Source organism: Streptomyces sp. NPDC056987 (genome assembly GCF_042673865.1).
Classification (GTDB): domain Bacteria; phylum Actinomycetota; class Actinomycetes; order Streptomycetales; family Streptomycetaceae; genus Streptomyces.
Map to the genome: position 1 here is coordinate 19227 of NZ_JBHURV010000053.1, position 13208 is coordinate 32434.

The following is a 13208-nucleotide window of genomic DNA, read 5'->3' on the forward strand; positions in this document are numbered from 1 at the left end:
ACTACCGCTGGCGTCGTGCCGAGCGCGAGCCATGCGAACGCCGGCGCCAGGACGTGGAACTCACCGAGCAGATCAAGGAGATCCACGCCGACTCGGGCAAGATCTACGGCTCGCCGCGCGTGCACGCCGTGCTCAAGCGCGAGGGCGTCCACGTGGGGGCGCAAACGGGTCGAGCGCCTGATGTGCGAGGCCGGGATCGCGGGCATCAGCCCACGCCGAAGCGCCTCCACACGCCGCGATCCCAAGGCCACACTCGCCCCGGATCTGGTCGAGCCCGGCACACTCGTCCACCACGCCGACCACGGCTCTCAGTACACGTCTGTGAAGCTGACAACTCGCTTGGTGCGAGCAGGAGTTCACGCGTCCATGGGCTCAGTCGGGGACTCCTACGACAACGCCCTCGCGGAGAATCTGTGGATGCTGATCAAGACGGAGTGCATCCGCGGGCGCGCCTTCGCCGCCCGGGCCGAGGTGAACCTCGCGCTGTTCGAGTACATCGACGGCTTCTATAACTCCCGGCGCATCCAGAAGCGGCTCGGCTACCTCAGTCCGGTCGAGTTCGAGGAGAAACACTACGCCGACCGGGCATCGGCCGAACGAACCTGAAACCCCGTCAACCCGCCCTGACCAGCTGATCAGCAACTCCCGCACAACGGGGAACCTCAGTTCGCCAGGTCAGCCGCACCCAGTGCCCCTTTGGTTCGGTTCGCAAGGGGCCGGGGGCCAAGTCGTGCGTCTCCGCGGTCGCTGCCTCTCCCCCGGCTGCCAACCGAACAGTCACAGTACGACAGGCACAGCCCCACCAAGATCCGGACCATGCCCGGGCCACCCACCCGTATTCAACCCATCGGACCGGCATCCTTGCTGGCCAGATGGCCGTACTGCCTGTACCACCAGCAGATGAAAACCCCCTCGTGTCGTATGCGCCGAAGAAGCTGGGCCTCTTCTAGACGCCTGCGAAGAGGCGCCTGACCTGGGTTTCCACCCGTCAGGCGCCCTTCGCTGAGCCCGCTCACGACCGGTCCCGGCCTGCAAGCAGCCACTCGTTCATGGAATGCTCGGCGAGGCGGCGGTTCGCCTGCTTTCGAAGGCCGTCAAGGAACTTGGCGTAGGTGCGAAAGAGCGCCTCGATGCTCTGGCCGACGCGGCGGGCGCACTCGGTCGGGTCCACTCGGTCGGGTCCACTCCCGAGTAGAGCCAGAACGAGATCCCGGCGTGCCGGAGATCGTAAGGTCGCTCGGCCAGGCGGGAAGTGCGCGCAGGGGCTCTCCGTCCGAGAAGGGGGGCCTTGCTCTGTCGTTCCTGCGTCTCCTCGTACCACTCGGGTGGGTTCTCCTTGAATTTGCGGTGCGGTGGCATCACCACACGGCCTCCGGTCCGGGCTCCCGGCCTCTGGTAGCCGGCGCCGGCGAATCCCCTCACGGGTCCGTTGTCCAGCCCGACCCGGCCCAGCTGCCGGGCATGGGTGGTGTCCGCGCCGCCGGCCGACTCGGCCGACGGGTTTGGTCCAAGGCCCCACCTCGGGCCCTCGCTCGCGCTCCGGCCCCGCAAGCGGTTCCGCGAGAAAACCGTGCTGATCGCGGACAGCGCGCCCTGGCACCCACCCGGACCACAGCACACTCTTCGGCCGCGCCCGCTCCCGCCCATGACGGTGTTCCCCATGCACAGCACCGTTTCAGCGGTTCTTCAGCGCGTATTGGGAGCCTCTTCCACGCAGCCTGGCTCGGTGGTTTCACCCCTCGACGCCGGGCCGCTGCCCGGGCCTTCTGCCGTGCCCTATGCCGGCCGATCATTCGAACTCGGGTCTTGCCACCGCAGGGTCGTCACCACCGCCTGAAGGAGCACACCTTGGACGCGCCAGTTCCAGCCTCCCGCCGTACTCTGCTCGGACTCGCCGCCGCGGGTGCCGTGGGTGGCACACTCGCCGCCACTCCCCTGCCGGCGTTCGCGGTGTCCCGGTCCGCAGGCGGCCCGCTGCCGCGCACCCTCTCCGTCACCGCCCCGGGCGTGTACCCGGAGGGCGTCGCCTGGGATCCGCGGCGGAAGGCGTTCCTCGTCGGGTCGAGCGCGCAGGGCACGATCTCGGTGGTCAGGGCGGACGGTTCGGTGACTCTGCTGGTCGCCCCGTTCGCCCAGGCCTCGGTGCTCGGCATCACGGTGGACGCCGCCCGTAACCGGGTGCTGGCCGCCTACACCGACTACTTCTTCCGGCTGCTCGGCATGGTGGACCCTTCACGGCCCCCGGTGTCCGGGGTCGGTGTCTTCGACCTGGCCACCGGTGCCGTACAGCATCTGGTCGACCTGTCCGCCGGTCAGCCGGAGCCGCGCGCCAACGACGTCACCGTCGACGAGGACGGCACCATCTACGTCACCGACACCGGGGTCGACACGGTCAGCGTGGTGAGCCGCGACGGCCAGGTGATCCAGGTGATCCAGGACGACCGCTTCGTCACCTCCGACACGGGGCCGAACGGGATCGTCCACCACCCCGCGGGTTTCCTCCTCATGGGCAAGTACGACGGCGGCCGGCTCTTCCGCATCGACCGTCCCCGGTCGGCGCGGCCGGTGGTCGGCGAGGTCCGCCTCGACCGTGCGCCGCTCTCCCTCGACGGTCTCGCGCTGCGCCCGGACGGCTCGCTGGTCGGCGCGGTGAACGACCTGTCGCTGTCCGGTGGACGCGCGGGCCGGGACGCCGTCGTGGTGCTGCGGTCCACCGACAAGTGGCGTACCGCGCGCACGGTGGAGGACCGGTCCTGGCCCACCGAGGACCCCACGACCATCGCCGTGACCCCGTACGGCGACTACGTGGTCAGCGGCGGGCTCCGGGAGATCCTCACCGGAGTCCCCTCCACCACGCCGGGCCAGTTCCACCTGCGTCGCCGCTGACGGCCCGCCGACGCCCCGACCGGAGTCCGCGTGCACGGCTCTGCACGCGGTGCTCCGTACACACCGCTCCGTATCCATGGCACATACGGCCCTGCCCGCGGCGTTCGCCGCGTACGGCTCCGTACCCACCTCACCCGCTCAGACCTCCCGGGAGCTCCCCCCATGTCACCCGTTGCCCATGACGCCCCGCCGCCCGAAACGGCCCCGCCCCGCAGCCTGTTCACCGCCCTTGCCCGGCTGACCGGGGCCCGGGCCCGGCTGCTGCTCGTCCTCACCGTGATCCTCCTGGCCGGGGCCGTCGTCCTGGGCAGCGGGGTGGCCGACCGGCTGCGCAGCGGTGGCAGCGGCGGCGTCGTCGACCCCGCCTCGGAGTCCTCGCACGCCGCGGACATCCTGGAGGGGGAGTTCCCCGGCGCCCGCCCCAACCTCGTCCTGCTGGCCCGGGCGGGCAGCGGGGTCGACGACGTCGGCACAGCACGTCAGGGAAGGGAACTCGCCGCCCGCCTCGCCGACGAGAAGGGCATCACCGGGGTCACCTCCTACTGGGACACCGGGGCACCGGCGCTGCGCTCCGAGGACGGCCACGAGGCCCTGGTGGTGGCCCGGCTCACCGGGGACGAACTGGAGGCCGAGCGCACGCTGGAGGAGCGGATCACCGGGCACTTCGACGGACGGCAGGGCGACCTCACCGTCCGGATCGGGGGCAGCGTCGCCGTCCAGCACGAGCAGCAGACCCTCATCGGCGAGGACCTGCTGCGTGCCGAGGCCATCGCGCTGCCGATCACGCTGATCATCCTCATGATCGTGTTCGGCAGCGCCGTCGCCGCCCTGCTCCCGCTGGGCATCGGCATCATCGCGATCCTCGGCACCAACGCGGTGCTGCGCGTCCTGACGTCCTTCACCGACGTCTCCGTCTTCGCCACCAACCTCACCACCGCACTGGGCCTCGGCCTCGCCATCGACTACGCGCTGCTGATCGTGCGCCGCTACCGGGAGGAACTCGGACATGGCCGGGACATGCCCGGCGCGCTCGCTGTCACCCTCAACACCGCGGGGCGGACCGTGCTGTTCTCGGCCGCCACGGTCGCCGTCTCGCTCGCCGCGATGCTGGTCTTCCCGCTGTACTTCCTGCGCTCCCTCGCGTACGCGGGGATCAGCGTGGTGGTCCTGGCGGCCGTGGCGGCCCTGGTCGTCCTGCCCGCGCTGCTCGCCGTCCTGGGCCGCCGGATCGACGCGCTGGACGTCCGCAAGCTGTTCCGGCGCCGCTCCCGCGAGCAGCGGCGGCCCACCGAGGCCGGGGCGGGCTGGGCCCGGCTGGCGCGGTGGGTGATGCGGCGCGCGCCCCTGGTGGCCACCGGCACCCTCGCCGGCCTGCTGCTGCTCGGCGCGCCCTTCCTGAACGTCGACTTCGGCACCGCCGACTACCGCCAGCTCCCCTCGTCGGCCGAGCCCCGGGTGGTGCAGCAGCACATCAAGGACGGCTTCCAGGGCAACCCCACCGGAGTGATCGAGGTCGTCACCGAGCAGGCGGCCTCCGCTGAACTCGGCGGATACGCAGAGGAGTTGTCCCGGCTTCCCGGGGTGCTGCGGGTGGACGCCCCGACGGGCCGCTACACCGGGGGCAAGGCCTCCGGGCCCGCGCAGCCCGGCCGTACCTCCGGCGCCGTCTCGTACCTCACGGTGGTGCCCGCCGCGGAGGCGGTCTCCGACCAGGGCAAGGACCTGGTACGGGACGTACGGGCGGTGGACGCGGCGTTCCCCACGTACACCTCCGGGACGACCGCGGCCATGATCGACAGCCAGGCGGCCATCGGACGAGGCCTGCCCTGGGCCCTCGGCATCATCGTGCTCGCCACGCTGGTGCTGGTGTTCCTGCTCACCGGCAGTGTGCTGGTGCCGGTCCAGGCGGTGCTGCTCAACGCGCTCAGCCTGACCGCGATGCTGGGGGCCGTGGTGTGGGTCTTCCAGGACGGGAACCTGTCGGGGCTGCTGGGCTTCACCCCGACCGGGAGCATCGAGACGGCGCTGCCTGTGCTGATGTTCTGCCTCGCCTTCGGACTCTCCATGGACTACGGGGTCTTCCTGCTCTCCCGGATCAAGGAGGAACACGAGCGCGTACTCGACCACAAGGCCGCCGTGGTGGAGGGCATCCGCAGCACCGGGGGCGTCATCACCGCCGCCGCGCTCGTCCTCTCCGTCGTCATGGTGGCCATCGGCACATCCCGGATCACCAACACGAAGATGCTCGGACTAGGGGTCGCCCTGGCGATCCTCATGGACGCGATGGTGATCCGCACACTGCTCGTGCCCGCGGTACTGACGCTCACCGGCCGGGCGACCTGGTGGGCACCCGGGCCGCTGCGCCGACTGCACGCGCGGTTCGGCATCAGCGAGGGCGGCTCGGAGCACCCTGCGCCTGTGGCGGACGCGACCGGCACGCCGGACGCGGCAGCGGCGAAGCGGGAGGAACCCGCGCCCGCGGTCGGCGCGGTGCGCGGGAAGGCAGCCGACTGACGGCTGCGGCAAGGCCAGTTCGGGATGCGGGAGGACCCCAACAGGTCCTCCCGCACCTGCTTCGGCGGGTGCACTCGTCCTGGCGGGGAGCAGCGGCTTTGGTACGGCGCAAGTCCTCGTCGTTAGCGTCCGGAGCACCACGTCAGGCGGACGCCGGAGCAACCCGGAGCACCTCTGGGCAAGGGGGGTTCGATGACAGCCAATCAACCGTTCAGGCCACGGTCGCGGTCGGTACGCCGCGTCGTGCCGGGAGAAGGGAACGACATGGCCTTCGACACGATCGTCGTCGACTACGGGGGCGTGCTGACGAACCCCCTCGTGGACACCTTCGTCGCTTTCGCCGAACTGGCCGGGATCGACGCGGGCGACCTCGCCCAGGCACTCCTGGCGTCGACGGAACGCCACGGGGAGACACCGATGGCGGCACTGGAGACCGGCGCGATCACGGAGCGCCGGATGGCGGACCGCATCCTGGCCGAACTCCCCGAGGACGCGGGCCGCATCCTGGCGGACGGGCGGAGCTTCGGCGAGCTGTGGTTCCGCGGCCGGCGCCCCAACGAGCCGTTCCTGGAGTTCCTGCGCGGCCTGCGCGGCGACGGGTACCGGCTCGCCCTGCTCACCAACAACGTCCGCGAGTGGGAACCGCTGTGGCGCGCCCAGCTCCCCGTCGACGAGCTCTTCGACGTCGTCGTGGACTCACACCGGGAAGGCGTACGCAAGCCCGACCCGGCCATCTACCGGATCCTGCTCGAACGGCTCGGCACCACCCCGCAGCGCTGCCTGTTCGTCGACGACACGGAGGAGAACTGCGTGGCCGCGGCGGAACTCGGCATCCGCTCGGTGCGGTTCGCCGACACCGACAGCGCCGTCCGCGAGATCTCCGCGTTGCTCGACCGTCCCCCGGTCAGACCCGCCGAGGCCGCCAGAGGTGAGCTGAATTGACCGTTCCTGTTCTGGTGGTCGGCGCCGGGCCCACCGGGCTCACCGCCGCCGCCGTGTTGCGGGACCTCGGCGTGCCCTGCCGTGTCGTCGACCGGCGCCCGGGCCCCGGCACCGCCCCCAAGGGGCTGGTGCTGTGGAGTGGCGCCCTGGAGTGCCTGCACCGCCTCGGCGTCGCCGAGAGGATCGCCGCGACGGCGCTGCCGCTGACCGGGGCGTCGTACTGGTCGAACGGCCGGCGCCTCGCCGGGGCGCGCTTCGGCGGGCTGACGGGTACCGCCTTCCCCGGCCCCCTCTGCGTACCGCAGCCGGTGACCGAGCGGGCGCTGCACGCCCGGCTGACGGAGCTGGGCGGCACCGTCGAGTGGGAGACCGAGGTCACGGCGGTCACCGTGAACCGTGGCGGCCCCGCGGAGTCGGCGACAGTGACGCTGCGCTCGGCCCGTGGCGAGGAGACTCTCACGGTGTCCTGGCTGATCGCCGCCGACGGCGCCCGCAGCCTGGTGCGCGACAGCGTCGGCATCCCCTTCGAGGGTCACACCTTCGACCGTATGTTCCTGATCGGGGACGGCCGGCTGGAGGGGGTGCCCGCCGAGGCCGAGGTGCAGCACCACGTCGCACCGGACGGCGTACTGGTCATCGTCCCCCAGCCCGACGGCCACCGCGTCTTCTTCGACATGGAGCCGGACGGGCAGACGGAACCGCCCTCCGAGGAGTTGCTGCAGCGGCTCCTCGACGCACGCGGTCCCGGCGGGCTGCGCCTGCACGGCACCTGGTGGGCCAGCCGCTTCCTTGTGCACGCCAAGGTCGCCCCGCGGTTCCGGGAGGGCCCGGTGCTGCTGGCGGGCGACGCGGTGCACGCCCACACCACCGCGGGCGGCCAGGGACTCAACACGGGTGTCCAGGACGGCTACGACGTGGGCTGGAAACTCGCGAGCGTCGTACGCGGCACTGATCCGGCGCTGCTCGACAGCTTCGAGGCGGAACGCCGCCCGGCGTCCGTCAGGGCGGTCGCGAACGGTGATCAGCAGACCCGGATGTGGCTGCTGCGCAATCCGGCGGCGCGGCTCCTGCGGAACACGGTGCTGCGAGTGCTGTCCGCCACCGGCCTGCTGGAGAAGAAGGTGATCCCCCTGCTCGCCCAGCTCGACCTGGACCACTCCGGGAGCCCGGCGGTGACCGATCTCGACGGTGCCCCGTCCGTGCCGCGCGCACTGCGGCTCGGCCGACGCGCCCCCGACCTGGCGCTCGCCCCGGTGCACGGCACTGAGGCGGAGTCGCTCCACGCCCACCTGTCGGCCGGCCGGCACACCGTGCTGGTCCACGGCGGTCTGGCCGCCGGGGAACTCGCCGCGCGAGCCGCGGCGATCGTGGGAAAACGGGGTGCCGGGGACGTCGTGCGGGTGCTGTGGATCCAGCCTGCCGACACGGCCCCCATCGATCTCCCGCAGGACGGCACCGGGTTCGCCGTGGCGCGGGAGACGGGCGACGCGCTGGGCGGAGCCGGTGCCCCGTGGTGCGCGTATCTGCGGCCCGACGGGGTCGTCGCGGCCCGCTCGGGCCCGGCCGGCCTCGACGCGCTCCTCTCCCGGCTCCCGTCCCGGCCGCCTCGCATCACCCCGGTACCGGCCGTAGGGCCGTGACGAGTTCAGCACACCGCTCGTGCTACCTCCCCTGGAAGGATCGACCCCGACCATGACCATCCCCATGTCCGCGTCCCCGTCCCTTTCCTCGCCTGCGCCCACGCCGCTCCCCATGGCCGTACCCGCTCCCACCCCCGCGTCCGCGACGGCCCCCGTGCCACCCGGGAACGACCACGTGAAGCTGAGCTACGACGCGACCGTTCCACGCGCCCTGGTCCACAGAGCCTCGATAGCCGAGGTGTTCGTCACCGACTCGACCGAGACGGGCGAGGACACCTTCGTCGTCGCCGCACAGCTCCCGCGCGCCCATATGATCGGGGAGAGCTTCCCGCTGTACGACTTCAGCCTGATGGTCGAAGTGGTGCGTCAGGCCGGGGTCCTGATCGCCCACCGCCATCTGGAAGTGCAACTGGGCTCCGCGTTCATCTTCCGGAACCTGACACTCCGTACCACCGCCTTCGAATCACTGCGCATCGGCTCGCGACCCGCCGACGCGCGGATCAACGTGAGCGTGCGGACCCGGCGCAACAAGGCAGGCCGCCTGCAGGGGTTCAGCTTCATCGGGGACATCGAGGTCGACGGACGGCCCGCGATGCAGGGAGAGGGCGGGCTGCTGATCCTGTCCAAGGCCGCCTACCAGGCCATGCGCGGCAGACGGCTGTCGCCCGACCGCCCCGGCTTCCTGCTGCCGCGGTTCACGGCGGCCGAGCCCTCCCATGTGGGACGGCGAGACTCCCGGAACGTGTTCGTCACCGAGCCCGTCGCCGACGCGGGACGGTTCAGCTGCCAGTTGGTGGTGGACACCAGCCACCCGCATGTCTTCGACCATCCGCTGGACCATGTGCCGGGCCATCTACAGATGGAGGCCGCGCGTCAGCTGGCCGTCGCCGCCGTCGCCCGGCTGCACGCCCTGGACCCCTACAGCCTGTCGGTCGCCTCCCTCACCTCCGACTTCGCCGACTACGCGGAGCTCGACCGCATCACCAGGTTGCGAGCGACCGTCGACGGATTCCGCTGGGACGAAGACCTGTGCACCTTCACCACTCCCGTCGTGGTGGAGGCCGTTCAGGACGACACCATCACCACGGCCATGCGGCTCGACGTGGCACAGTGGGTCTGAATCACTCGGACGCTGGAACCTCGGGTGAGTGTCCGGGGCTGTTCCGGCCTGCGGCGATGCTGTCCGGCCGGTGTCCCGGGATCGGGTAGACCGATCTTGTGCCCGTGATGTCACGTTGTTCCCCGTCCGAGGGCGGTGCTGGTCAGGGGCGCACGGCGGCCGACGTGCCGGGGACCGCGGGCCCGGGGACCGTGGGTTCCTCCTCTCGGTGCCCGGCGGGCTGGTCAGGTGGGGCAGGGCGAGGACGCGGGCGAAGGCCCGCGCGATCGCTGCCGACGCGGGGCGACGGCCCCCGGGCCGGGGGTGTGCGCGGCGAGTGAGCAGTGTGAGTGCGCATGAGGTCCCCCGGGAGCTGCGCCTGTCACGACTGCCGGTTCGAAAACTCCTCACAGAATGATCTCCGAGCTGATTGATCTCTCCGGAACTGACGATCCGGGTGTGTGAGGTGGTTCGACCGAGGCCGTGGGATGTCGATGACGAGTTGTGGGCGGTGCTCGCACCGCTGCTGCCGAAGGCGGAGCGTCGGACTCGCCATCCGGGACGGAAACGGCACTCGAACCGGCTGGTGTTCCAGGGCATCCTGTTCGTACTGCATACCGGGATCGTCTGGGAACACCTACCGCAGGAACTCGGCTTCGGCTCCGGCGTTCGGACCAGTCTCCCACCGCACCCGCGGCCCATCACCCGCGCAGTGCGCACACAGCCTGCCGACCACCGCCACGTCCAGCGACACCTGCAGCACGCCCACCTCGACCATTCTCAACGGTTCAGGCATCCCAGGTCACAGCCCCGAATGGCAACCACACCACAGTGCCCCACCCACATCGAGGCGACACACGGCTGAAGGCGTGTCTCCGTCCCTGTCGGCCGGGCACTTCCTGTGGTGTCGGCGCGGTGCCGTCAGCCGGCGTTCGTCGTGGTCGTCTCGGGCCGCGGGGCGGGCGGGGCGGATTCGGGGCCGGAGCCCGATTCGGAGTCGGAGCCGGAGCCGGAGTCGACCGGGTCCGGTTGGTCCAGGGAGCCGGCGACGAGGAGAATGCCCAGGATGAGCAGCAGCGGCACGCACATGGCCGCCCGGTAGGAGACGGCTGCCCCGACGGCCCCGACCAGGGGCGGACCGATCAGGAAGCCCACGTAGTTGAAGAGGTTGACGCGGGCCACGGCGGTGTCCACCGCCCCAGGCAGCCGCTGCGCACCGACGACGAAGAGCTGGGGCAGGATCACGGACAGCCCCGCGCCGAGGACGGCGAAACCGAACGCGCCGGTCAGGGGTTCCGGCGCGGCGGCGATGAGGGCGAACCCCATGGCGGAGAGCAGGGCGCCCGCCCGCACCACGGCCACCGCTCCCCAGCGCTGCACCCAGCCGTCCCCGAGACTGCGGCCCAGGAGGGTGGCCGCCATGTAGAGGGCGTACGGTACGGTCGCCATCGCCTCCGAGCTGTGCAGCGTGTCCTCAAGGAACTTGGCGCTCCAGTTGCTGGCGGTGGAGTCGGCGATGACTGCCACGGTCATGATCAGGCAGAGCGGCAGCAGCGGCTTCCACGGAACGCCTCGCGGGCGAGCGGGCCGTGGGGAGGAGGACTGCGCGGACGAAGGCTCCGTGGACGGGAGTTGCGCGACCGGTTCGGCTGCGGCGCCGCCGCCGGTCACCGTGCCCGGCCCGTCCGGCTTCCGGGTCAGGCGCGGGCCGACCGACACCGTGAGCGGCAGCAGCAGGGTGACCGAACCGGCGAAGAGGGTGAGCAGGGAGAGGTGCCAGTTGGCCCCGGCCCAGGCGAGCAGGGCACCGAGGATGCCGCCGAGGCTGGCGGCACCGTGGAAGCCCAGCATGATGCTGCGGCCGTAGCCGCGCTGGATCCCGACGCCCGCCATGTTCAGGCTTGCCTCCATGGCGCCGACCAGCAGCCCGAAGGCGCCCAGGCAGGCCACAAGCTGCCAGACGGACTCGCCCGCCCCGACCCCGACCAGGCACAGACAGATCAGGGGCTGGAGCACGCGGATCACCACGGAGGCGGGAACCTTGCGCACCACACGCGAGACGGTGACGCTGCCGACGCCGGCCAGAATCGGCACGGCGGCGAGAAACATCGGGAGCACGGCGTCGCTGAGCCCGTACCGGTCCTGGATCGCCGGGATGCGCGTGACCAGCAGGGCGAAGACCGCACCGTGGACGAGAAAGACGAGGAACAGCGCGGACCGGGCCTGTCGCAGCCTTACCGGGATCTCCATGGCGCCCCTTCAGTGTTCGCCGCCACTCACCCGAGGGCAACTCCGGGCGCGACCGTACGGGGCGATGCTGAAGCGTGGCTTAAGCGACGGGCAGGACGACGGTTCCCCGCTCCACGATCCGCACCACCGAGCGCACCGACCACCGCCGGTCGACCACGCGACCGGCAGCGGGCCGCCCGGTCCCCCTTCACTGCCCTCGGGAAACAGCGCGGGCACCGCAGACCGGCCGACGGTCCGGTATCCGATCCATGTGGGCGTATCCCCATTCGCACAGCGGGCGCAGTGCTTCAGCCAGACTTGAGCCGAACGGTGTCAGGGAGTATTCGACGTGAGGGGGAAGCTCCTGGAAGTCCTTGCGGACGACAATGCAGTCTGCCTCAAGGTCTTTGAGCGCACCGATCAGCACTTTCTCGGTAACGCCGTCGACAAGGCGGCGCAGCTGGCCGAACCGCTGGGGACCGTGTACGGCGAGCTGCCACAGCACCAGAAACTTCCACCTGCCCCCTACGACGGACAGTGCGGCGTCCAATCCGCAGTAGAACCCACGCTCAGTCATCTGGACATACCTTCCGTCCACCACCGCCTGGAGGCACTTACCCCAAAGTAGGTACTTGCTGGCGGGAGGGGACTTGTTGTTGGCCGATCATCAGAGTGAGCCACCGGACCGCAGTCAGCGCAGGGTGGCGACCTGGTCGACGGTGAACGGGATCAGCGCCTCCGTGTCTCCGGTGAGGACCTTGCGGGCCCACTCCGGGTCGGCGATCAGGGCGCGGCCGATCGCGATGAGGTCGAACTCGTCCCGCTCCAGCCGGTCCAGCAGGTTCTCGATGCCCGCCACCCCGGTCCGGCTCCCGTTCCGGAACCCCGGTTCGAACACCTTGTCCAGGCCGACGGAGCCGACGCTGATGGTGGCCTTGCCGGTGAGCTTCTTGGTCCAGCCCGCGAGATTCAGGTCCGAGCCCTCGAACTCCGGCATCCAGTACCGGCGGGTGGAGGAGTGGAAGGCGTCCACCCCGGCCTCCGCGATCGGGGTGAGGACCGCCTCCAGCTCCTGCGGGGTGGTGGCCAGCCGCGCGTCGTAGTGCTTCACCTTCCACTGCGAGGTGCGGAAGACGATCGGGAAGCCGGCGGAGACGGCCTTCCGGCAGGCGGCCACGATCTCGGCGGCGAACCGGGTACGGGCGACCGGGTCACCGCCGTAGCCGTCGGTGCGGCGGTTGGTGCGCTCCCACAGGAACTGGTCGATCAGAAGGCCATGGGCGCCGTGCAGTTCGACGCCGTCGAAGCCGGTGCGCTCGGCTGCGGCGGCGGCCTCGGCGAAGGCGGCGATCACCGTGTCCAGGTCGTCCTGGGTCATGGCCTTACCGGCCGGGGCGCCGTCCAGCCCGAGACCCGACGGGCCGACCGTCGGGGCGCCGGGGACCGGGCCCGCGCCCTCGGGGCGCTGCACCCCGACGTGGCAGATCTGCGCCAAGATCCGGCCGCCCGCGCGGTGCACCTCCGCCACCACGTACTTCCAGCCCGTCAGGGCGTCCTCGCCGTGGAACAGCGGCGCCCGGACGCTGTCCCCCGCCGAGTCGTGACGGACGTACGTTCCCTCGGTGACGATCAGCCCCACCCCGCCGGCCGCCCGGCGTGCGTAGTACCGCGCCACATCGGCACCGGGGACGCCGCCCGGCGAGAAGTCGCGCGTCATCGGCGCCATGACGATCCGGTTCGGGACGGTGAGCCCGCGCAGGGTGAACGGGCGGGACAGGGCCTGAGCCGCACGGTCGGCGGCAGCGCTGCCGGCAGGCACGTGAATGCTCCTCGAAGCAGGACGACGTTCCGCGGAGGGCCGGCTCTCGGAGGCGGCGGCGATGTCGGTGGTGCTGGAC

General features: G+C 71.2%; 9 protein-coding genes and 3 pseudogenes. 8 read left to right on the plus strand and 4 right to left on the minus strand.

The genetic code is table 11. The features are described 5' to 3' along the window. Positions 1 to 53: 53 nt before the first annotated feature. Positions 54 to 107: pseudogene (locus ACFTZC_RS37840) on the plus strand (hypothetical protein); the annotation flags it as partial. A 256-nt stretch (positions 108 to 363) separates the two neighbouring features. Continuing rightward, positions 364 to 606 (plus strand): annotated as a pseudogene (locus ACFTZC_RS37845) (IS3 family transposase); the annotation flags it as partial. 406 nt (positions 607 to 1012) lie between these two features. Here the strand turns inward: ACFTZC_RS37845 and ACFTZC_RS37850 are convergent. After that, entirely contained in the window at positions 1013 to 1171 is a 159-nt protein-coding gene (locus tag ACFTZC_RS37850; protein ID WP_382898097.1) for an integrase, read from the minus strand. Between the two features lie 677 nt (positions 1172 to 1848). Here ACFTZC_RS37850 and ACFTZC_RS37855 point away from each other — a divergent pair. The 6 genes and pseudogenes from ACFTZC_RS37855 to ACFTZC_RS37880 form a co-directional block, all read left to right on the plus strand. Beyond that, a complete protein-coding gene (locus ACFTZC_RS37855) occupies positions 1849 to 2886 on the plus strand; it encodes an SMP-30/gluconolactonase/LRE family protein (protein ID WP_382898099.1) in 1038 nt (345 codons plus the stop codon). A 162-nt stretch (positions 2887 to 3048) separates the two neighbouring features. Next, positions 3049 to 5400, plus strand: coding sequence for an MMPL family transporter (locus ACFTZC_RS37860; RefSeq protein ID WP_382898100.1), 2352 nt, complete (start codon positions 3049 to 3051; stop codon positions 5398 to 5400). Between the two features lie 264 nt (positions 5401 to 5664). Then, on the plus strand, positions 5665 to 6342 hold the full coding sequence (locus ACFTZC_RS37865) for an HAD family hydrolase (protein ID WP_382898102.1): 678 nt from the start codon (positions 5665 to 5667) through the stop codon (positions 6340 to 6342). Next, positions 6339 to 7982, plus strand: coding sequence for an FAD-dependent monooxygenase (locus ACFTZC_RS37870; RefSeq protein WP_382898104.1), 1644 nt, complete (start codon positions 6339 to 6341; stop codon positions 7980 to 7982). The genes ACFTZC_RS37865 and ACFTZC_RS37870 overlap by 4 nt, the downstream gene beginning before the upstream one ends. 52 nt (positions 7983 to 8034) lie before the next feature. After that, positions 8035 to 9102, plus strand: a complete 1068-nt coding sequence (locus ACFTZC_RS37875; RefSeq protein ID WP_382898106.1) for a ScbA/BarX family gamma-butyrolactone biosynthesis protein — start codon at positions 8035 to 8037, stop codon at positions 9100 to 9102. 445 nt (positions 9103 to 9547) lie between these two features. Beyond that, positions 9548 to 9748 (plus strand): annotated as a pseudogene (locus ACFTZC_RS37880) (transposase); the annotation flags it as partial. A 254-nt stretch (positions 9749 to 10002) separates the two neighbouring features. Here the strand turns inward: ACFTZC_RS37880 and ACFTZC_RS37885 are convergent. The 3 genes from ACFTZC_RS37885 to ACFTZC_RS37895 form a co-directional block, all read right to left on the minus strand. After that, positions 10003 to 11331 (minus strand): MFS transporter, encoded by a 1329-nt coding sequence (locus ACFTZC_RS37885; RefSeq protein ID WP_382898108.1) that lies wholly within the window; start codon positions 11329 to 11331, stop codon positions 10003 to 10005. A gap of 187 nt (positions 11332 to 11518) precedes the next feature. Then, complete coding sequence (locus ACFTZC_RS37890) at positions 11519 to 11887, minus strand: winged helix-turn-helix transcriptional regulator (RefSeq protein WP_382898110.1); 369 nt, start codon at positions 11885 to 11887, stop codon at positions 11519 to 11521. Between the two features lie 114 nt (positions 11888 to 12001). Next, positions 12002 to 13129 (minus strand): NADH:flavin oxidoreductase, encoded by a 1128-nt coding sequence (locus tag ACFTZC_RS37895; protein ID WP_382898111.1) that lies wholly within the window; start codon positions 13127 to 13129, stop codon positions 12002 to 12004. Positions 13130 to 13208: the final 79 nt, after the last annotated feature.

What these genes read in the sequence shown, in the direction of transcription:
- ACFTZC_RS37860 (WP_382898100.1), top strand. Translation starts at nt 3,049, where the DNA reads ATGTCACCCGTTGCCCATGACGCCCCGCCGCCCGAAACGGCCCCGCCC.
- ACFTZC_RS37865 (WP_382898102.1), top strand. Translation starts at nt 5,665, where the DNA reads ATGGCCTTCGACACGATCGTCGTCGACTACGGGGGCGTGCTGACGAAC.
- ACFTZC_RS37875 (WP_382898106.1), top strand. Translation starts at nt 8,035, where the DNA reads ATGACCATCCCCATGTCCGCGTCCCCGTCCCTTTCCTCGCCTGCGCCC.
- ACFTZC_RS37885 (WP_382898108.1), bottom strand. Translation starts at nt 11,331, where the DNA reads ATGGAGATCCCGGTAAGGCTGCGACAGGCCCGGTCCGCGCTGTTCCTC.
- ACFTZC_RS37890 (WP_382898110.1), bottom strand. Translation starts at nt 11,887, where the DNA reads ATGACTGAGCGTGGGTTCTACTGCGGATTGGACGCCGCACTGTCCGTC.